The organism is Fuscovulum blasticum DSM 2131, assembly GCF_003034965.1.
In the GTDB taxonomy this organism is placed as follows: Bacteria; Pseudomonadota; Alphaproteobacteria; order Rhodobacterales; family Rhodobacteraceae; genus Pseudogemmobacter; species Pseudogemmobacter blasticus.
Window position 1 is genome coordinate 94,521 of the sequence record NZ_PZKE01000002.1, and the last position, 15,048, is coordinate 109,568.

The 15,048-nt window shown below is 65.1% G+C and carries 22 protein-coding genes and 1 tRNA gene; 3 read left to right on the forward strand and 20 right to left on the reverse strand.

The features are described from left to right. Nucleotide 1: 1 nt before the first annotated feature. From C5F44_RS02535 to C5F44_RS02545, 3 genes are all read left to right on the forward strand, one after another. On the forward strand, nucleotides 2-346 hold the full coding sequence (locus C5F44_RS02535; protein WP_107671944.1) for a DUF2190 family protein: 345 nt from the start codon (nucleotides 2-4) through the stop codon (nucleotides 344-346). After that, a complete protein-coding gene (locus tag C5F44_RS02540) occupies nucleotides 343-657 on the forward strand; it encodes a hypothetical protein (protein ID WP_107671945.1) in 315 nt (104 codons plus the stop codon). The genes C5F44_RS02535 and C5F44_RS02540 overlap by 4 nt, the downstream gene beginning before the upstream one ends. Nucleotides 658-1,210: 553 nt before the next feature. Further along, on the forward strand, nucleotides 1,211-2,041 hold the full coding sequence (locus tag C5F44_RS02545; protein ID WP_107671946.1) for a hypothetical protein: 831 nt from the start codon (nucleotides 1,211-1,213) through the stop codon (nucleotides 2,039-2,041). Nucleotides 2,042-2,243: 202 nt separating this feature from the next. Here the strand turns inward: C5F44_RS02545 and C5F44_RS02550 are convergent. From C5F44_RS02550 to C5F44_RS02645, 20 genes are all read right to left on the reverse strand, one after another. Then, nucleotides 2,244-2,318, reverse strand: a tRNA-Met gene (locus C5F44_RS02550). A gap of 148 nt (nucleotides 2,319-2,466) precedes the next feature. Beyond that, the gene (locus C5F44_RS02555) at nucleotides 2,467-2,832 is read right to left on the reverse strand and encodes a hypothetical protein (protein ID WP_107671947.1); all 366 of its coding nucleotides are present in this window, start codon (nucleotides 2,830-2,832) and stop codon (nucleotides 2,467-2,469) included. A gap of 11 nt (nucleotides 2,833-2,843) precedes the next feature. Continuing rightward, on the reverse strand, nucleotides 2,844-3,764 hold the full coding sequence (locus tag C5F44_RS02560; RefSeq protein ID WP_107671948.1) for a Mu-like prophage major head subunit gpT family protein: 921 nt from the start codon (nucleotides 3,762-3,764) through the stop codon (nucleotides 2,844-2,846). A gap of 6 nt (nucleotides 3,765-3,770) precedes the next feature. After that, nucleotides 3,771-4,739 carry a phage protease gene (locus C5F44_RS02565; protein ID WP_181318161.1) on the reverse strand — a complete coding sequence of 323 codons (969 nt, stop codon included), beginning with the start codon at nucleotides 4,737-4,739 and terminating at the stop codon, nucleotides 3,771-3,773. Nucleotides 4,740-5,055: 316 nt separating this feature from the next. Beyond that, complete coding sequence (locus C5F44_RS02570) at nucleotides 5,056-6,306, reverse strand: phage head morphogenesis protein (RefSeq protein ID WP_107671950.1); 1,251 nt, start codon at nucleotides 6,304-6,306, stop codon at nucleotides 5,056-5,058. Continuing rightward, nucleotides 6,299-7,825: a DUF935 domain-containing protein gene (locus C5F44_RS02575; RefSeq protein ID WP_107671951.1), complete on the reverse strand. Its 1,527-nt coding sequence runs from the start codon at nucleotides 7,823-7,825 to the stop codon at nucleotides 6,299-6,301. The genes C5F44_RS02570 and C5F44_RS02575 overlap by 8 nt, the downstream gene beginning before the upstream one ends. Continuing rightward, complete coding sequence (locus C5F44_RS02580) at nucleotides 7,825-9,234, reverse strand: terminase large subunit domain-containing protein (RefSeq protein WP_107671952.1); 1,410 nt, start codon at nucleotides 9,232-9,234, stop codon at nucleotides 7,825-7,827. Before C5F44_RS02580 ends, C5F44_RS02575 begins: the two co-directional genes overlap by 1 nt. Then, the gene (locus C5F44_RS02585; RefSeq protein WP_107671953.1) at nucleotides 9,231-9,437 is read right to left on the reverse strand and encodes a hypothetical protein; all 207 of its coding nucleotides are present in this window, start codon (nucleotides 9,435-9,437) and stop codon (nucleotides 9,231-9,233) included. The genes C5F44_RS02580 and C5F44_RS02585 overlap by 4 nt, the downstream gene beginning before the upstream one ends. Continuing rightward, nucleotides 9,434-9,973: a phage protein Gp27 family protein gene (locus tag C5F44_RS02590; RefSeq protein WP_107671954.1), complete on the reverse strand. Its 540-nt coding sequence runs from the start codon at nucleotides 9,971-9,973 to the stop codon at nucleotides 9,434-9,436. Before C5F44_RS02590 ends, C5F44_RS02585 begins: the two co-directional genes overlap by 4 nt. Nucleotide 9,974: 1 nt before the next feature. Continuing rightward, nucleotides 9,975-10,274 (reverse strand): VpaChn25_0724 family phage protein, encoded by a 300-nt coding sequence (locus C5F44_RS02595; protein ID WP_107671955.1) that lies wholly within the window; start codon nucleotides 10,272-10,274, stop codon nucleotides 9,975-9,977. Further along, a complete protein-coding gene (locus C5F44_RS02600; protein WP_107671956.1) occupies nucleotides 10,271-10,612 on the reverse strand; it encodes a DUF2730 family protein in 342 nt (113 codons plus the stop codon). Before C5F44_RS02600 ends, C5F44_RS02595 begins: the two co-directional genes overlap by 4 nt. After that, the gene (locus C5F44_RS02605) at nucleotides 10,609-11,118 is read right to left on the reverse strand and encodes a 3TM-type holin (RefSeq protein WP_107671957.1); all 510 of its coding nucleotides are present in this window, start codon (nucleotides 11,116-11,118) and stop codon (nucleotides 10,609-10,611) included. The genes C5F44_RS02600 and C5F44_RS02605 overlap by 4 nt, the downstream gene beginning before the upstream one ends. After that, the gene (locus C5F44_RS02610) at nucleotides 11,118-12,053 is read right to left on the reverse strand and encodes a lysozyme (protein WP_107671958.1); all 936 of its coding nucleotides are present in this window, start codon (nucleotides 12,051-12,053) and stop codon (nucleotides 11,118-11,120) included. Before C5F44_RS02610 ends, C5F44_RS02605 begins: the two co-directional genes overlap by 1 nt. A 122-nt stretch (nucleotides 12,054-12,175) precedes the next feature. Then, nucleotides 12,176-12,562, reverse strand: a complete 387-nt coding sequence (locus C5F44_RS02615) for a helix-turn-helix domain-containing protein (protein WP_107671959.1) — start codon at nucleotides 12,560-12,562, stop codon at nucleotides 12,176-12,178. Beyond that, complete coding sequence (locus C5F44_RS02620; RefSeq protein ID WP_107671960.1) at nucleotides 12,559-12,771, reverse strand: hypothetical protein; 213 nt, start codon at nucleotides 12,769-12,771, stop codon at nucleotides 12,559-12,561. Before C5F44_RS02620 ends, C5F44_RS02615 begins: the two co-directional genes overlap by 4 nt. Continuing rightward, entirely contained in the window at nucleotides 12,768-13,016 is a 249-nt protein-coding gene (locus C5F44_RS02625; protein ID WP_107671961.1) for a hypothetical protein, read from the reverse strand. The genes C5F44_RS02620 and C5F44_RS02625 overlap by 4 nt, the downstream gene beginning before the upstream one ends. Further along, nucleotides 13,013-13,453, reverse strand: coding sequence for a gp16 family protein (locus tag C5F44_RS02630; RefSeq protein WP_107671962.1), 441 nt, complete (start codon nucleotides 13,451-13,453; stop codon nucleotides 13,013-13,015). Before C5F44_RS02630 ends, C5F44_RS02625 begins: the two co-directional genes overlap by 4 nt. After that, nucleotides 13,450-14,145, reverse strand: coding sequence for a DUF7168 domain-containing protein (locus C5F44_RS02635; RefSeq protein WP_107671963.1), 696 nt, complete (start codon nucleotides 14,143-14,145; stop codon nucleotides 13,450-13,452). The genes C5F44_RS02630 and C5F44_RS02635 overlap by 4 nt, the downstream gene beginning before the upstream one ends. 1 nt (nucleotide 14,146) lies before the next feature. After that, entirely contained in the window at nucleotides 14,147-14,386 is a 240-nt protein-coding gene (locus C5F44_RS02640) for a hypothetical protein (RefSeq protein WP_107671964.1), read from the reverse strand. 2 nt (nucleotides 14,387-14,388) lie between these two features. Then, nucleotides 14,389-15,048 (reverse strand): DUF3164 family protein, encoded by a 660-nt coding sequence (locus C5F44_RS02645; RefSeq protein ID WP_107671965.1) that lies wholly within the window; start codon nucleotides 15,046-15,048, stop codon nucleotides 14,389-14,391.

Sequence of the window (15,048 nt, forward strand, 5' to 3'; positions counted from 1 at the left end):
CATGCAGAACTTCATTCAGAACGGCGACGTCATCACCGTGCCCGCTCCCGCAGGCGGCATCGCATCTGGCGAGGGCGTGATCGTCGGCAATATCTTCGGCATCGCCGCCTATGCGGCCGCCGTGGGCGAACCGGTCGAACTGGCCACGACGGGCGTCTATCAACTGCCGAAAACCACCGCCGCCGTGCTGACGGTCGGCGCACGCGTGGCTTGGGACAACACGGCCAAGAACATCAACGTGCCGGGCACCGGGCGTTTCCCCGTGGGCATCGCGACCGAGGCTGCCGGGAACGGCATCACCAGCGTCGCTGTTCGGGTGGATGGCGTGGGGACCGTGGCAGCATGATGGAGCGAGATATCCGCGCCGTTCTGCATGGTCTCACCCTGTTGGTCGCTGACACGAATGGGGCGAGCCAGCTTGATGCGATGCGCAATTACGCAGCGATCATGGCCCTGTGCGCCGATCTCCGGAGGTCGGCTACTGAATACAATGGGACATGGAACATCACTATGGTCATCGGTGAGGTGGAAAACCATATGGCCGCGGTCGCTGGGCTGTTCCCCACCTGGGACTTGCCGCAGGATCAACACCGCGTGGGCGCACATGCTGCCATCAGCAAGCTGGCCATGGGCACGTGCTTTGGCTTGACCGTCTAATCGGGCGGGATGTTGCGATACGTGGCATCCCTTTTTCTGTTCCACCTTGGTCGTGACGCGGCTATCTGCCTCATCAACACCCGTTGCGAGGCGACCTGGGCGACATTGCCGGTTTCTGCCCTGTTCAAGCCGAAGTAATCTGTCCCGAAATACGATTCTTTCGGGCACTTTCATGGACGGCGGAGCAACACGGCAAGCTGCAGACCTGTCACGCGAAGAAATCTACGCGCTTGTCTGGGAGCATCCTCTCAATCGGGTCGGCCCCGATCTCGGGCTAGATGGCCCGCGTCTGGCGAAGCTTTGCGACAAACGCCAGATTCCGTATCCACCTCTTGGTTACTGGTCGAGGAAGGCCGTAGGCCGGGCACCAGCTGCGCCGCCGTTACCAGCAGACCCTGGAATGGGCGCCGAACCTACAGCAGCACCTCGTGCTTGCCCCTCGCAGCAGCGCGAACCCCTGCCTCGTTTGAAGCCGCCTACTTCCTTCAAAGATGCGGCGCCACCGCCTGCGGCGCCGACCACGGTCGAACCGTTGGCACCTGTTGATGATCGCTTGGACCCGCTTGACAAGCTGCACCCAAAGATTCGCGCGTGGATCGTTGAGCATGCTCGGGAACAAAAGGAACGCATTCAGGAGAACAAACGTCGGAGGCACGATCCATGGTCGTGGTCGAAGTCGCTCCTTGATGATCTGACAGAACGCGACCTCTATCGCTTTCGTGCCAGCAGCACGCTTTGCCACGCGTTCGAGAAGGCGGGGGCAAAGGTCAAGACTGCGGACCTGCACGGGAAGCTCACGTTCACCTCAGAGGGGCGCGACATCGAGTGTGCGGTCAAGGAGAAGATGTCCCGCCCGATGAAGCGGCCTGAAGGCGACGCTGCAAAGTGGACGGCCTATCCGCAGCACCACAACTCCGGACTGACGTCGTCCGGTTGGCTTCGGGCGCAAATTACCACCTGGCTACCGGGGGAGCAGCCACAGTGGATCGAGGCTCCGAAGAAGCCATTTGCAGCCCTAATTCCGGCAATCGTAGCATCGGTGATCGCCTGCGTACCCCGACTGATCGAATGGGAACGACAGCGCGAAGAAGAACGCCGACGATACCAGGAAGAGGAAAGGCGTCGGTGGGAGCAGCGGCGCTTGCAGGAAATCGATGATGGTCGATGGGCACGTTTTCGATCGGCCGCCACGAATTGGCGAGAGAAACAGCTTCTGGACACGTTCATCGCTGAACTGGAGGCGCGGTTGTTGTCCGAGGGGGATCAGTTGCTTGGCGACAGGACAACCGCGGAATGGCTCGGCTGGGCGAAGGAACGGGCCACTGATCTGGACCCTTTGACCGAGGGCATCACCGGACTGTTCAGGGATATCTTGCGGCCGTGACCCACATCACGTCGTCGGAGACCGGAACATCCGGTGAACATCACGCTCACTGCGTGTCGCATGGGTGTTGCACGGAGGAAATCGGAACGGCTGCAAGCCTTTGGAATCACGAAGAAACGTGTTGTTCTGTGTTGCAAACGCAAAAAACGCCCCGTGGGGCGCCTTGCATCGGCCTAAGCCTTTGATATCTTGTTATAATATTTGGTTGCGGGGGCAGGATTTGAACCTGCGGCCTTCAGGTTATGAGGCCGATGCTCTACCGCTGCGCTACCCCGCAAAGGGTGCCGGTCTCTCCCGGTGGTCACGCCCCCTTGCGACGTTCGCGTCCGGGTCCGCCCCCGGCTAGCCTACTTGATCCTCCCGACCCGTGGGCCTGGTGTGTCCCCGATAGGGCCGGTCCGCGAGTGGATCGTTCGCTCGGGATGTCAGACCGCCGGCTTCAGTTCGGCCCAGATTTCCGCGACCAGCGCCTTCGTCAGGCCCTTGGTGCCGGTGGGCAGCGCCTTGCGCAGCGCCTCCACCTTCGGCAGGCCATCCTCGCCAAAATCGCCGGGTTCAAGCTGGCCGATGGCATCGCGCACCGAAACGCGCAGGCTGTCCTCGATGGCGCCGGCCACGTCGACCGTGTCCTCCGGGGCCGGGCCGATCCGCAGGTTGGGCTCGTCCTTCAGGATGGTCCATTGCTCTGGCGTGAACTCGTCCCGCGAGACGGTCTTGCCGGCCTCGGGCCAGTGGACGCCGCAACGGAAGAAACCGGCTGCGGCGGTGGCCTTGATGATCAGACGCTTCATCGTGACCCTCCTTACAGCCAGTCGGAGACGATCACGTCGACGGCCTTGTAGAGCACGTTGCTCTCCCCGCCGGCGAGGTTCGCCTTGTTGATCAGGTCATCGGCGGCGGAACGAAGGGCCGCCGGAACGACCAGCGTGGTCGGACGGATGCCCAGGGGCCGGCCGCCATCGCCCTTGAAGGCCGTCATCGCGTCCCGCGCCGCCTTGAAGTTGACGTCGGTCAGCGCGGCCTTGGAGCAATAGGCCATCTGCCAGAACCCGTAACCGCCGTTGCAGCGGTAGCGGATGCCGTGCAGGTACTGGTCCTTGATGAACACATGGTCCGAGGTGCCGGGGCTCGTCTTGTTCTCGAACTCGGGCTTGGTGCGTTCCTGGAAGATGAACGGCTTGATCGCCTTGCGGGTGTCGAGCAGATACCAGGCCGGCCCGGGCGCGCCACCGCCGGAATTGTAGTTCGACACCGTCGCCGCGACGCCGGTCCCGTCCACATTCGGATAGACCGGGTGGTCGGTGTCGAAGAAATACTGGCCATCGTAGCACGCCGTCGACGTGCCGGCCGCCATCAGCGCAGCCATGATCTTGTCGGGATGCTGGGCAGCTTCCTGCCCCATCGACGCGGCCACCGCCGCATAATGGCCGTACTGGTCATCCTCGACCGCGGTCCGGCGCACACCCAGCGTGGCCTCGAACAGCTTGTTGGTGATCTGGTAGCCCTGCGCCTTCATGTCCTTGATGACGCGATCGCCGACCCATTCCTGCAGCGTGGGGAAATCGCCCAGCCAGTCATAGGTGTTCGAGGTCGAAGACGACGACACGGTGGTCGCGATCTTCTCGAAGACCGAGTCCGCGCGCATCGTCTTGTAGGCGTCATTGAACGCCTTGTTGAGGGCCGTCTGCAGGGTGGCCAACAGGGTGGGGGTGATGATTGCCATCGCGCGTTACTCCTTCGCGCCCTTGCCGAAGGTCTCGGCCGGGTCCATGCCCAACTGGCGGCAGACCGCCAGTTGCTCTTCCGTGTAGGTGCCGCTGTCCTGACCGGCTTTCTTGTCCAGCCCGGACGGCGCGGCGATGACCGGCTGGGTGGCGATGAAGCCCTTGAAGCGGTCCAGACCGCCCTCGGCGCGGCAGGTGGCCAGATGGTAGTCGCGGCTGGCCGGGGCGATCTTGCCCTCGGCAATCGCCGCATCCACGGCCGCCTCGGCCTCCTTGTCGGCGCGGGCCTTGGCCTCGGTCTCGAAGGTGGTGATGCGGTTGAGCGCCAGTTGGTGATCGGCACGCGGCACCCATGCCGCCGGATCGGGATGCTGGGCGCGGTTCAGCGCCAGTTGCTGGTCGGACTTCAGCTTGTCGATGGCCGTGACCGCATCGGTCGCGGTGGCGCCATCGGCAAGGCCGAGCGCCTTGAGCACTTCGGGGTTCATGTCGGTCTCCTGGTAAGGGTCTTGGCGATTGAGGGCGGGCAGCTTGAAATTCGGAACATTGGTCAGGCCGATCGACACCAGCCGCATCACCGCCCGGGTCTTGGGGTCGAAGAAGAAGCCGGGGCTGACATAGCGATAGGCGCGCGAGGCGATGGCTTCGCGCCCGGTCTCGTTCCAGTCGATCCGTGCCCAGAGCGCCCCGTCCCGGTTTTCAAGCTGCTTGACCCAGCCGACGGCATCGGCCCGTTCACCGGCCTCGCCCTTGACGTGGGTCGCGTGTTCGAAATCCACCGGGGCCTCGGCCCCTTCGCGCGCGGCAGCGGCATAGACCTGCACGACCGCGTCCGGGTCCGGCAGTTGCCATTCGCGGCCATCGCGCGCCGGCAGCCGCGGGCCTGCCGGGGTGATCTGCACCCAGTCGGGCACATGGGCGCCCTCGAAGCAGAGGGCAAAAGCCTGGGATTGAAGAAGGGCGCGGGTTTTCATGGGGGCGACCATGCCCGCGCCACAGCCGGCGATCGCCCTTGAAACCTTTCGGTGGAGGTGGCCCCGCACATCGTCGATTTCGGGGGGCGGCGACAGCGGGCCGTAGAGGCCCCGTCTCGCCTTCACCCTACGAGGAGACCCGACAGCCTGTCGACCCCCTTCAAAGGGTATTCAAAACCGCGCTACGGGCCGGTTCCGGGTCCGACCGCCGGGTGCCGGTTGAAATCCGACGGCAGATCAGCTAGATTTCGCTTGCGAGCCTGAGCCATGGGCACCGGCCTGGACCGTGAGGGAGTACCGCCCCTCCAGGCTCGTATCATTCCTTCAGAACCTTTGTCGTCTCCTGACGCTTCAGCGCAGTCCAGCGCCTAAGCGTTACCCTATACATCGTATCGACAAACAGGCCGGACGCCTTGACCACGACGATGATCCGCAATGGCAAGCGCTCATAGGGATCGGGGCTGGCTGGATTGGCAGCCGCGTCCAGGTCGAAGATCAGCCTCGGATGCGACCCGGGCCGCTTCTGCAGCGCGACCCGGCCAGCCAGATCCAGAAAGGCCATCCACTTGAGGTCGCCAACCCGGCGCGCCTTGTCCTGACCAAAGACATGGTCGCGTGTGATGTTCGAGAACTCGACCAGGTGCAGGTTCGTTCCCGCCGCTTCTGCAAACTCCGCAGGCAGAAGGCCGACCGGAGCATTTCCGACCGATGACGGGTCCGTCGCCAGGCGTGCCACCCGCCAGCTCGTGGCAATATCACGCAGGGCGGCCCGCCTTGCCGCCTCAGGTAAGGCAAGCAGGCGGTCCTTCAGCATCGCTTCCATGTTCTGCAAGCGCAGCTTTCCGGGGTTGCGCTGCCAGCCCGGGTCGATGCCCACCGGCACCAACTGGCGGTCGCCGGTGCGCTTGTTCTGCCAGATCCTGTCCTGGACATCGGGCATGTCTGACACGCCACGCCGCCCGGCCTCGGCCTTGGTCACCTGACGGACCCAGCATTTGCAGCCCCAGCCATTCGGCGGCATCCACTCCTCCCAGAACGGACTGTCCACCGGCAGGATCATCCCTGCCTTGTCGGCGTGGTGCGGGCGGTGGGTTTCGCTGGGGCCAAGGCGGTATTCAAGGAAGGGGAACGCTGCCTTCGTCCGCTCGATCCGCTCCCACTGGCCGGCGGCGCGGGCAGACCGCAGGTTGGCGTCATAGATCGTCTTCAGCCGCCTGGGGCTGCCCAACTGGGCATCGACAATCTCGCCCGTCAGCGGGTCTTCCATCTCGCGGCGGCCCCACCAGTCGGCCAGTTTCGGATTGGTGCGCCAGCTTTTCTGGAACGCCTCTAACGGCACCCCCGCATCAAGGGCCTTCTGCGCCTCGTCACGCGCCGCCTCCAGCAGGTCAAGTTCGGTCATCTTCGCCACGGTGAAGGCGACGGCATGTTCTTCCGGCTCGACATCCTCCCAAGAAAACGCCGGGCGCAGGCCCTTGTTGCGGAAGAAGCGGCTGGCCTCGGGCGGCGGGCCGGGGTTGAAACTGTATCCCGGGCGGTCAGGGTATTCGGGATCGTCGTCAGCCATCCACCTGGTCCCCGACCACGCGCGCCTTGAACATGCCCTTCACCAGGGTTTCAACGGCCAGCCCGGTCGGCATGTGACGCAGGGCCTCGGGGAGGCGCGCCAGAAGATCCTCGTAGCTGGTCGCCCCGTCGACGGCCGTGCCCACCGCGTCCTGAAGACCGTCCGCCAGTTCCTGCCAGTCTTCCAGCATGTCCGCCGCGATTTCTTCGATATCGGGCGCGCGGGGCGCTTCCCGGTTCAGCGCCAGCTTGCCAGGCGCAGCCGCAGGCGGCTGGCTGGCCAGCCCGCCCACAACCTCGTCACCCTCCGCAGGATCGGTGTAGCCCAGCGTCTGCCGCAACTCCGTTGCCTTGAACTTCACCCCGATACCAGCCAGCGAGACGGCCCCTTCGACCTTGGCCTTGGCGTCTTCCGGTTCGTCCACGGTAAAGACCAGGCGCGGATAAACCGCCTGCACCCCGAAGTTCAGATCCACGAAGGGGCGCACCAGATCCCGGTTCAGCGTCCCGGTCACGGCGCGTGCATCGCTGGCGGCGATATCGTGGCGCACCTCATTGTGCACCTTGGCCTGGGCTTCGGACGATCCGCTGTCGGCCGTCATGGTCTGGCCCAGCACCGCCTTCGACACCTGCTCATCCGCCCAGCGGGCGAAGCTCTCGAAGATTGCTGTCCCGGTCGCCGTGGGGCCGTTCTCGAAATCGATCTCCATCGACTTTGGCAGGACGGCCGCGGCATCGGTGCCGATGTTCGCCACCGCCTGGAACAGCTTGCGCACATCCTCGGCCGTGGCTTCCGGCCCGTACCGGCCGAGGCGCAGCGGCAGGCCGTAGGTTTCGATGAAGGCGATCCAGTCCTTCAGCGTATAGGCCTTGCACATCCAACTGAAGGCAACGACCCGCGCCAGACCACCGCGAAAGGTCAGGCCGGACTTGATCCGCGACCGATGCGTGATGAACTTCGCCGGCTCGAGCGGCAGACCGTCGACCGGGGCGGTCTCGTCGAGCAGCCGGATCTCGCGGCCGGTGGCCCGGTCGAACGTGAAGTGGCGGGGATCACAATAGATGAACTCCCCCGGCGTCCAGAGGCGCGCCGACCTGTCCCAGTCGATCTCGACCACGGAATAGGACTTGCCGAGCGCATCCAGCATATCCTCGATCAGGTCTGGCAGGCCCTCATGCTCGGCCAGTTCGGTGCGCACCGCCTCGGCGATCTTCTTCGATTGCGCATCGTCGCCGCCCGGCTTGACGATCGGCGTCACGCCGCTGACCACCCGCTTCCGGGTGCCCAGCACCGACATGTAGTGCGGATCGCGCTCCTCCATCTCTTCGGCCAGCGTCAGGAACTCGCGCAGGTCGCCCTGGTCGCAGGCGGACAGGATGGACGCCAGTCGCTGCGGCGTCAGGCCCGAGGCGGTCGAGCCGTGCCAGATCTGGCGGACACCCGTCAGGCCCGCCTCTGCCAGTCGTTCGGTCAGCCGTTGCAGCCGGATCGGCCGGCCATAGGCATCAAGGATTGCCATCACCAAACTCCTGTCTTGCCGCCGAACCCGCCGGTGATGCGGATATCGCGGTCGAAATCACCGCCGCCATGGCGGGGAACAGCCTGATAGGCATAGGGCTGGTAGCTGGTCTGCGCTGCCGAGGTTGCCATGGCGAAGGACCAGAACCTGTCAGCGTGTCCGTCTGTATCGCCGTCGGCAATCAGGCGGGGGGTGCCGGTGACCCCGACCTGTTTCTTGATCGCGTGCAGATCCGCGCGCAGCGGCACGTCGCCGGCCGGGATGCGGGTCTTGCGGTCCTGCATTGCCTCTTTCAGCGCGGTCGCCATGTCCAGCTTGGCGGCGGCCGAGAAGATTACCCCCTCGACCCGGCTTTCGCCGTGGCGGCGCTTCGCATCCTCGACGGGCTTTTCCCCCATGCCCGTCTGGTCCATCCGGCAGCGCACCACATGGTAGCGCCGGAAGACGTCCGCCAGCAGTTGGTCCTGTTCGAAGAAGGTGGCCCGGCGCCGGGTGATGACCTCGCGGGTCCACAGCACATCCCCGACCTGTTCCTGGACCCAGATCACGAAAAGGTCGCCGCGGGCGGCGATGTCGACGCCCACGAAGCACGGCCCGCCCTGGTAAAGGCCGGGCAGACCGGCGGCCGGGTGTTCGCATGATCCGATCAGGTCGTAGTCCAGCCAGGCACTGGCCTCGTCCAGCCATTGCAGTTCGTATTCCTGCGCCCAGGCATCAGGATCGGCCATGCCCTTGCGCAGCATGTCGATGTCACGGTCAAGGCCCTGGCGCACTGCCTCGTAGATGTCGACGACATGGCGCGACCAGACCGTGTCCTCGGCCGTCATCAGCTCGTAGAACTTGTTGCCCTTGCCGTTCGGGGTGCTGATCACCCGCAGCTTCTGCCGGCCTTTCGAGATGACCGGGAACAGGACGGCCCAGATCTCGCGCGACTTCGCATGAAAGGCGAACTCGTCCAGGATCACATTGGCGCTGAAGCCGCGGGCGGTGTCGGGGTTGGCGGGCAGCGCCGTGATGCGGCTGCCATTCGGGAATGCGACCTCCAGCGCCTTGTAAACGGCGTCCGGGCCCTTCTCTTGCGGCGCGCGAAACTCGCCCTCGTGAAAGGTCGGTTCGCCCCCTTTCAACAGGGTGTTGTAGACCTCGTAAAACGCCTTGGTGAACGGCTTGATGACTTCGGTCATCATTTCGGCCGCCTGCCGTTCGCCGCGCGACAGGATCACCCAGCGGGTGCGGCGGTCCTCGATCCAGCCCTTGAAGCAATCGTCGGCGCATTCACCGCCGGTTGAGAAAGTCTTGCCGGTCTGACGCGCAAACATGCCGATCTTGAACCGGCTGTCATCGGCGATCCACGCCTTCTGGTAAGGCAGGAAGTTGATGACGGGGGCAGTGGTGACGACTGCGCTCATGCCTTGGCCTCGCGCACCGTCACCAGATACGGGCGCTGCCGCCAGAAGCTGACGCGGAAGCGCAGGCCGAGGTGTTCATAGACCTGGTGCTGACCGAAGAGAACGGCGCAGATCCGGCGGGGCCAGCCGGCCGACTGCCAGAAGCTGTTCGCCACCAGAGTGAAGGTGCCGATATCCACGTCAAGGGTGCGGGGGGCCGTCATGCGAACCCCATGATCCGGCGCGCCTTTGCGGCGGCTTCCGCGTCCAGATCGCCTGCCTCGACTGCGGCATCCAGCTTGGCAGACTGCTCTTTCCGTTCCTTTTCGCGCATCGCCTGGACGATGCCGGAAGAACTCATGACGTCCTTCATCATGCGGGCAAGGAAGTGCAGGTTCTGCGGACTGATCTCGGCGCCATTTTTGGCGACCTCTGCCTGCATCACCTTGAACGCCAGCGTGGTCAGCATCTGGAACAGCACGTTCTGGCGCTGCGCCTGGTCATCCATGCCCATCTCGCCCAGCCATTCCTTGGCCCAGTCCGATGCCTGGTCCTGCAGCTTGACGAACTCGCGGTACTCGGACCCGTAGTCATGCAGCGCAGATTTGCGGATGCGCAGTTCCGACCCGGCCTCGGCCAGGCGCCAGTTCAGTTCTTCGGCCAGCGCTTCATAGTCGCCAAAGCCGCGCGCCCGCAGGGCCTCTTGCAGCCACTGGCGCAGTTCGGCCGGCAGAAGATCGACCTTGCGGGGAACCGGCATGTCAGACCCTCGGGGCGGGGCGCTGGATGTCCGGGTGCGAAGCAAGGCCAGTGGCGATCTCGACGCCCCGCGTCGTGGCGGTGGCCAGCAAGAGGGTGCCCAGATCCTCAAGCGCGATCATGCCCTGTTCCTTCAGCCAGACCAGTTCGGTCGTCACCTGATCAGAGGTCGAGCCGATGCCGACACCGTTCAGCACATCGCGGATGATCGAGCCGTTGGCGGTATAGCCATCGCAGTCCTTCAGGAACCGCAGGATGGCAAGGCGGCGGTGCTTGCGGGCGAGGTGTGCGTAATCGTTCATTTCCGGCCTTCCAGAAGGTGGTCTTCGTGGCGGGCGACGATGTTCTCGACCCGCGCCATGATCTTGGTGTTTCCCTCCATCACGGCCCGCATCTCCTTCAGCTCACCGCGCATCTCGGTCAGTTCCAGCCGCAGATCGTGGATGTGGTCCTTGCCGGGCAGGCCGGTGACGGTCTGTTCGACCGCCGTCAGACGGCTTTCGTGACGGCTGAGCCTGCCATCCAGCCCGTCGATCTTGTCGGCGACGGTCTTTCGGCCGGCGCGCACCCAGCCGACGATTGCGATCACGACGGTAGCGATCACCCCCATGGTCACCGTGAAATCGAAGGCGATGTTCATTTGCTGATCCACTTGGAAACGACGTCCTTCAGGGTGTGGCCGCCCATGTAGAGCGAGCAGTAGACGCCGGTCAGCCAGCCAAGGGCATCAAATGGCGCGGGCGGCAGGGCGATCTTCCAGACGGCGTTGGCGACGTGCAGGATCACGATGTTCCACGCCCACAGGAACAGGATCAGGTACATGCCCCCGGGCCGCCAGGCGCGCATCCAGATCGGTTCGGCCGCTTCCGCCTGGAGCAGCGCGAACTGGCCCTGCAACCCGGCGGCATAGAGGGCGACCAGCTCGGGGGCCATCGGCTCGACCTGGCGCATCGCCTCAATGACCCGGCCCGGATACTGTTCGGCCACGGCCTCGACCTCATCCGGGGCGACCTTGAGAGCATCAGCGATGTGGCGGATGACCTCGGTGGCCAGTTGGCCGCCGGCATCGCCCAGCTTGCGTGACAGGATGCGCTCGATCAGCGGCAACCCGGCCGAAAGGGCGATGGCAGAAAGGGTGCCAGACATCAGAAGCTCCGAAGCAGGTTGGCAAGGCTGGGGAAAACCCGCTGGACCTTGACCGCGATCACGTCGCGGTAGCGGTAGGCCAGCACAGCCAGCCAGATCAGCAGGACGGCCAGCACGGCGGTATCCACCCAGGCCGGCAATGCCTGATCGGCGGCGCCGGTGGTGGTGACATAGGTGGCGGCCGGTGTGGCGGCGGCGGCAGGCGTGGACTTGGAAACCGCATCGATGCGACGTTGCAGGGTGCTGAGCGTGGCGCGGCCGATGATGCCGTCGGGCGTCAACCCATGGTCCTGCTGGAACCGCACGGCGGCGGGCTGCAGCACCCAGCCGGGCCGGTCGCCGACCGCATAGCCGAGTTTCGCCAGGGCGGCGCGGGCCGCCGATTTCTCTTCCGGGGACAGCGCCAGCCCCCAGGTGGCCCAGCCGTCCACCACGGTTTCGCGCACTTTGACGGGATACTTGCCCAGGAGCAGGATATCCGCCTCGCGGTCCCGGCGCTTCACCAGCCCGGGCAACACGCGGCCGCCGCCCCGATTCCACAAGCCCAGGGCCGCGCGGATCGCAGCGGGTGCGGCCCCGGCCTTCCAGAGCTTGACCCAGCTCGCGCGGCCAATCGCTCCGCTGTTGAAATGGAACAGGACGCCGGCATCAAACTCATGCTGGGCGGGCCGCACGACCGTGCTGCCTGACGTGCTGCCTGACAGCTTCGCCATGGTGATTTCAACCGTCGGCTCATAGGCGCGCGACAACGACAGCGACAACAGCCGCCGCGACTTCTCGCGTGTAATCACCATGCCCGCATGCGGCTTGATCACGCCGGAATTGCCGGTCAGGCCCACGCCGATGGTCCACTTGCCGGCGGGGCAGCGGTAGGCCCGGAGGACTTCACCCTCTTCGGCAACAAGGGTGGCGATGCCCGCGCTGCTGGTCTGCATGATCTGATCCCCGGAATGCTTTCCGGGAACGTCGCAGATCGGCGGCGCCGTCTCGCCCTTGAAGGTTTTCGGTGGGGGACGTGGACCCTCAGGTCTCCACGCGGGCAGTCTGGCAGATCAGCCTATTCGCTGTCAAACCGCAGTGTCATCTGACGGGAATTGGCCTCGTTCTCGATGGCGGCGCGATAGTTCGACACGGTGCGCGTGTGCATGTCGCAGGCCCGCGCGACCTCCTGCAAAGACGCGCCCGCCCGCAGCATCCGTTCCGCCTCTGCCCGGCGCCGCTTCGCCCCGCGCAGTGACCCGCACGGCAGCGTGACCCGGCCATGGCCGATTTCGCGGATGATGGTTTCGGCGGCATCGACGCCAATCACCCGGGCCAGCGCTGAACCCTCGGCGCGGCGCGGGATGCTCAACTGGCACCCGCCCCAGTGCCGCAACAGCTCGGTCGTCAGTTCGGTGCCGATCAGCGCCTCGATATCGCCCGCGATGCCTGGGAAGGTGGTCACTTCACCGCCTCCTTGATGCGGCCCCGCGCGGCGATCATTTCCAGCCGGTCAATCCGGCCGGGCAGCCGGGTCAGCTTGAGAACCATGGCCTCCATTGCCTCGCGCTGGCCCACCTCAAAGCGGAGCGCACGCTCCAGCACCTGCACCCGCGTCAGCAGGTCCAGGTGCGCCGCTTCGAGTTGGGCCAGACGGGCGGCGGTGTTGCTCATGCCTCATCCTCGGCTGGCAACATGCGGGGCAGCGCTAGATCGCGGCGGCGCGGCATCACGGTCGTGACGTGGCAATCAGTGATAGTGTATCGCCAGCCCTCGCTCACAACCGCGCAGGCCCCATGTTCGACCGCCAGGGCGGTGCGTTCCTCGATCGCACGGCGATGGGCTTCCACATCAATGCCCACCACCCTTTCGAGATAGCGCACCAAGGCGTGGTCGGTGATGATGGGGCGGCGGGTCATTGCAGGGTCACCCCGGCGCGGGCGCACATGCTTTTCAGCGCGCGGATCACATCGTTGATCTGACCGGCATCGGTCATTGCATCGATGTCGATCGGCACCGCCTGCCACTTGCCTTCAAACCGGGTCCGCACAAAGGCGTTCAGCCCATCGCGGCCCGGCTTCTTCAGCGCGCCCGCATCGCCAAGCCGCTTCCACAGGACATGGACAAAGCGCAGATCAGCCCGCCCCGCCGGTGTGCGGCGGCCCTTCGAGGCGCGCTTGAACCCCGCCTTGAAACCCCGCGCCTTCAGCGCCTCCAGCACCCGCATCTGCTCGGCCGGGGTCATGTCCTTCAGGCTTGCCTTGCCGGTGGCAGCCTGTTGCAGATCCCGGCGTGTGTCGTCGTCCAGGCCCAACTGGCGGCAGGCGACGTGGATGGTTTTGAGGAGGGCAGTCATGTGGTGGCCTCGATCCGGTGCGGCGTTCCCGAGGTGCCGTTTACACCCTGCGAAAGGTTCACCCGGTTCGCGGCATCCCAGCCCGACCAGACCGCGTTTTCGAAGCGTGGCTTGCCAACTGCTGGCGCGGGAACCGGCTTTGCTCCCTCGAAACGCTCATCCCGTGCGGCCCGGGCGACGGCATTTGCCGTCTTGTCGATCGAAGGGCCGAAGATTTCGATCAGCCGGCGCGACAGTCGCGCCACCATGCCGGCCGTAAAGTCCCTGACGGCCGCACGGCGCGTGGCATCCGTCTTGCGGCGCCGATAGAAGGCACCGGCCCTGAAATCTGCGATTCCGGTGTCGACTGCCCGGCCGAGAACGGCAACCAGGTAAGCCGCGATTTCGGGGCCGGGATCGCGACCGACAAAGACCAACTGCGCCCCGCGCCGGCCCGACACATGAGAGTAAGTCGCCGCAGTATTGGTGCAATAGGCCACCACCGTCCAAAGCCGATCACGGGCGCTGCGGCCCTTGGTGCTGGCATTGACCGAGGCCTGTCCAATGGTGATGTCAGCCTCAGAAAGCCCATGCTCACGCATCAAGGCAGCGGCCTTTTCGGCAGCGGCCAATGCCTCTGCTTCGCTGCAACCCGCGGCCTTTGTCATTCGCAACAGGGCCGCGATCTTCTGCTTGATGCTTTCGACAGCCATTTCATTCCTCCCTTGAAAGGGCGTTGACGACCGCTTCCACGGGCACGCGGTAGCGCCCGGCGACAGCCTTGCGGGTGGCGGCCAGGTCCGCAGGGGTGGGCACGCCGATCAGCCAGTGGCGGCGACGGGCCGCAACCTCGGCTTCATAGGCCGCGGCCAGCACGGCCGGGTCGACCTCGACCTGCGCGGGCGCCGGCCGGGGGCGATGCGACAGCGGGATGAACCACGGGCGCAGGATCATGATCACGCGCTCGCCAGATCGATGGTCAGGGTCTGCCAGGGCGCATCGAAGGCATCCCGGTGCTGGAAGCGCAGGTAGCTTTTCGAACCGATGACATGCATGGCGTCGCGGATCGCTTCCTGCCCGCGCTTGAACTCGGGATCATCGTCCTTGACGTTCAACAGGACGAACACGTTTGCCCGGTTGATCTGGCCTTCCTTGTCGGTGTCGAAGGCACTGGTGATGATCGACCGGATCAGCGGGTCAGACCCCGCCGCGCGTTCGGTCAGCACCTTGTCGAACAGGGCCTTTGCCACCTGCATTTCCGGCCCGTAGACGATCCGGTCCTGAATGCGGACCTCGATCTTCATCAGCCCGTCGAAGGTGGCGTAGGTGCGGTTGCCCTTCGGCCCTCCGACGGTCAGGCCGTATTCCTGCATCATCAGGGCGTCGAGCGAACCAAGGTCTTCGTAGACATGGCCTTTGAAGCGCCCGATCTGGGCTGCCAAAGCAAAGGCAAAGCCGAAGATCTTGCGGACCTGCTCGTCCTGCAGCTTCTTCATCGCCGGAATGTTCTCCAGCGCCCGCAGACCACCCTTGCCGTCGGCCATGTACTGGTTGCCATTGGCTTCAATGATGCCATTCGGCACCGGGTGCGGTTCAAAGGTCGACTTGGGAACCAT

Excerpts from the sequence above, each read along its gene's own strand:
- C5F44_RS02640 (WP_107671964.1), bottom strand. The coding sequence starts at position 14,386 with ATGATCCTGCGCCCGTGGTTCATCCCGCTGTCGCATCGCCCCCGGCCG.
- C5F44_RS02635 (WP_107671963.1), bottom strand. The coding sequence starts at position 14,145 with ATGGCTGTCGAAAGCATCAAGCAGAAGATCGCGGCCCTGTTGCGAATG.
- C5F44_RS02575 (WP_107671951.1), bottom strand. The coding sequence starts at position 7,825 with ATGGCAATCCTTGATGCCTATGGCCGGCCGATCCGGCTGCAACGGCTG.
- C5F44_RS02555 (WP_107671947.1), bottom strand. The coding sequence starts at position 2,832 with ATGAAGCGTCTGATCATCAAGGCCACCGCCGCAGCCGGTTTCTTCCGT.
- C5F44_RS02565 (WP_181318161.1), bottom strand. The coding sequence starts at position 4,739 with ATGAAAACCCGCGCCCTTCTTCAATCCCAGGCTTTTGCCCTCTGCTTC.
- C5F44_RS02590 (WP_107671954.1), bottom strand. The coding sequence starts at position 9,973 with ATGCCGGTTCCCCGCAAGGTCGATCTTCTGCCGGCCGAACTGCGCCAG.
- C5F44_RS02595 (WP_107671955.1), bottom strand. The coding sequence starts at position 10,274 with ATGAACGATTACGCACACCTCGCCCGCAAGCACCGCCGCCTTGCCATC.
- C5F44_RS02600 (WP_107671956.1), bottom strand. The coding sequence starts at position 10,612 with ATGAACATCGCCTTCGATTTCACGGTGACCATGGGGGTGATCGCTACC.
- C5F44_RS02645 (WP_107671965.1), bottom strand. The coding sequence starts at position 15,048 with ATGGTTCCCAAGTCGACCTTTGAACCGCACCCGGTGCCGAATGGCATC.
- C5F44_RS02560 (WP_107671948.1), bottom strand. The coding sequence starts at position 3,764 with ATGGCAATCATCACCCCCACCCTGTTGGCCACCCTGCAGACGGCCCTC.
- C5F44_RS02620 (WP_107671960.1), bottom strand. The coding sequence starts at position 12,771 with ATGAGCAACACCGCCGCCCGTCTGGCCCAACTCGAAGCGGCGCACCTG.
- C5F44_RS02625 (WP_107671961.1), bottom strand. The coding sequence starts at position 13,016 with ATGACCCGCCGCCCCATCATCACCGACCACGCCTTGGTGCGCTATCTC.
- C5F44_RS02540 (WP_107671945.1), top strand. The coding sequence starts at position 343 with ATGATGGAGCGAGATATCCGCGCCGTTCTGCATGGTCTCACCCTGTTG.
- C5F44_RS02580 (WP_107671952.1), bottom strand. The coding sequence starts at position 9,234 with ATGAGCGCAGTCGTCACCACTGCCCCCGTCATCAACTTCCTGCCTTAC.
- C5F44_RS02610 (WP_107671958.1), bottom strand. The coding sequence starts at position 12,053 with ATGCAGACCAGCAGCGCGGGCATCGCCACCCTTGTTGCCGAAGAGGGT.
- C5F44_RS02570 (WP_107671950.1), bottom strand. The coding sequence starts at position 6,306 with ATGGCTGACGACGATCCCGAATACCCTGACCGCCCGGGATACAGTTTC.
- C5F44_RS02630 (WP_107671962.1), bottom strand. The coding sequence starts at position 13,453 with ATGACTGCCCTCCTCAAAACCATCCACGTCGCCTGCCGCCAGTTGGGC.
- C5F44_RS02585 (WP_107671953.1), bottom strand. The coding sequence starts at position 9,437 with ATGACGGCCCCCCGCACCCTTGACGTGGATATCGGCACCTTCACTCTG.
- C5F44_RS02605 (WP_107671957.1), bottom strand. The coding sequence starts at position 11,118 with ATGTCTGGCACCCTTTCTGCCATCGCCCTTTCGGCCGGGTTGCCGCTG.
- C5F44_RS02535 (WP_107671944.1), top strand. The coding sequence starts at position 2 with ATGCAGAACTTCATTCAGAACGGCGACGTCATCACCGTGCCCGCTCCC.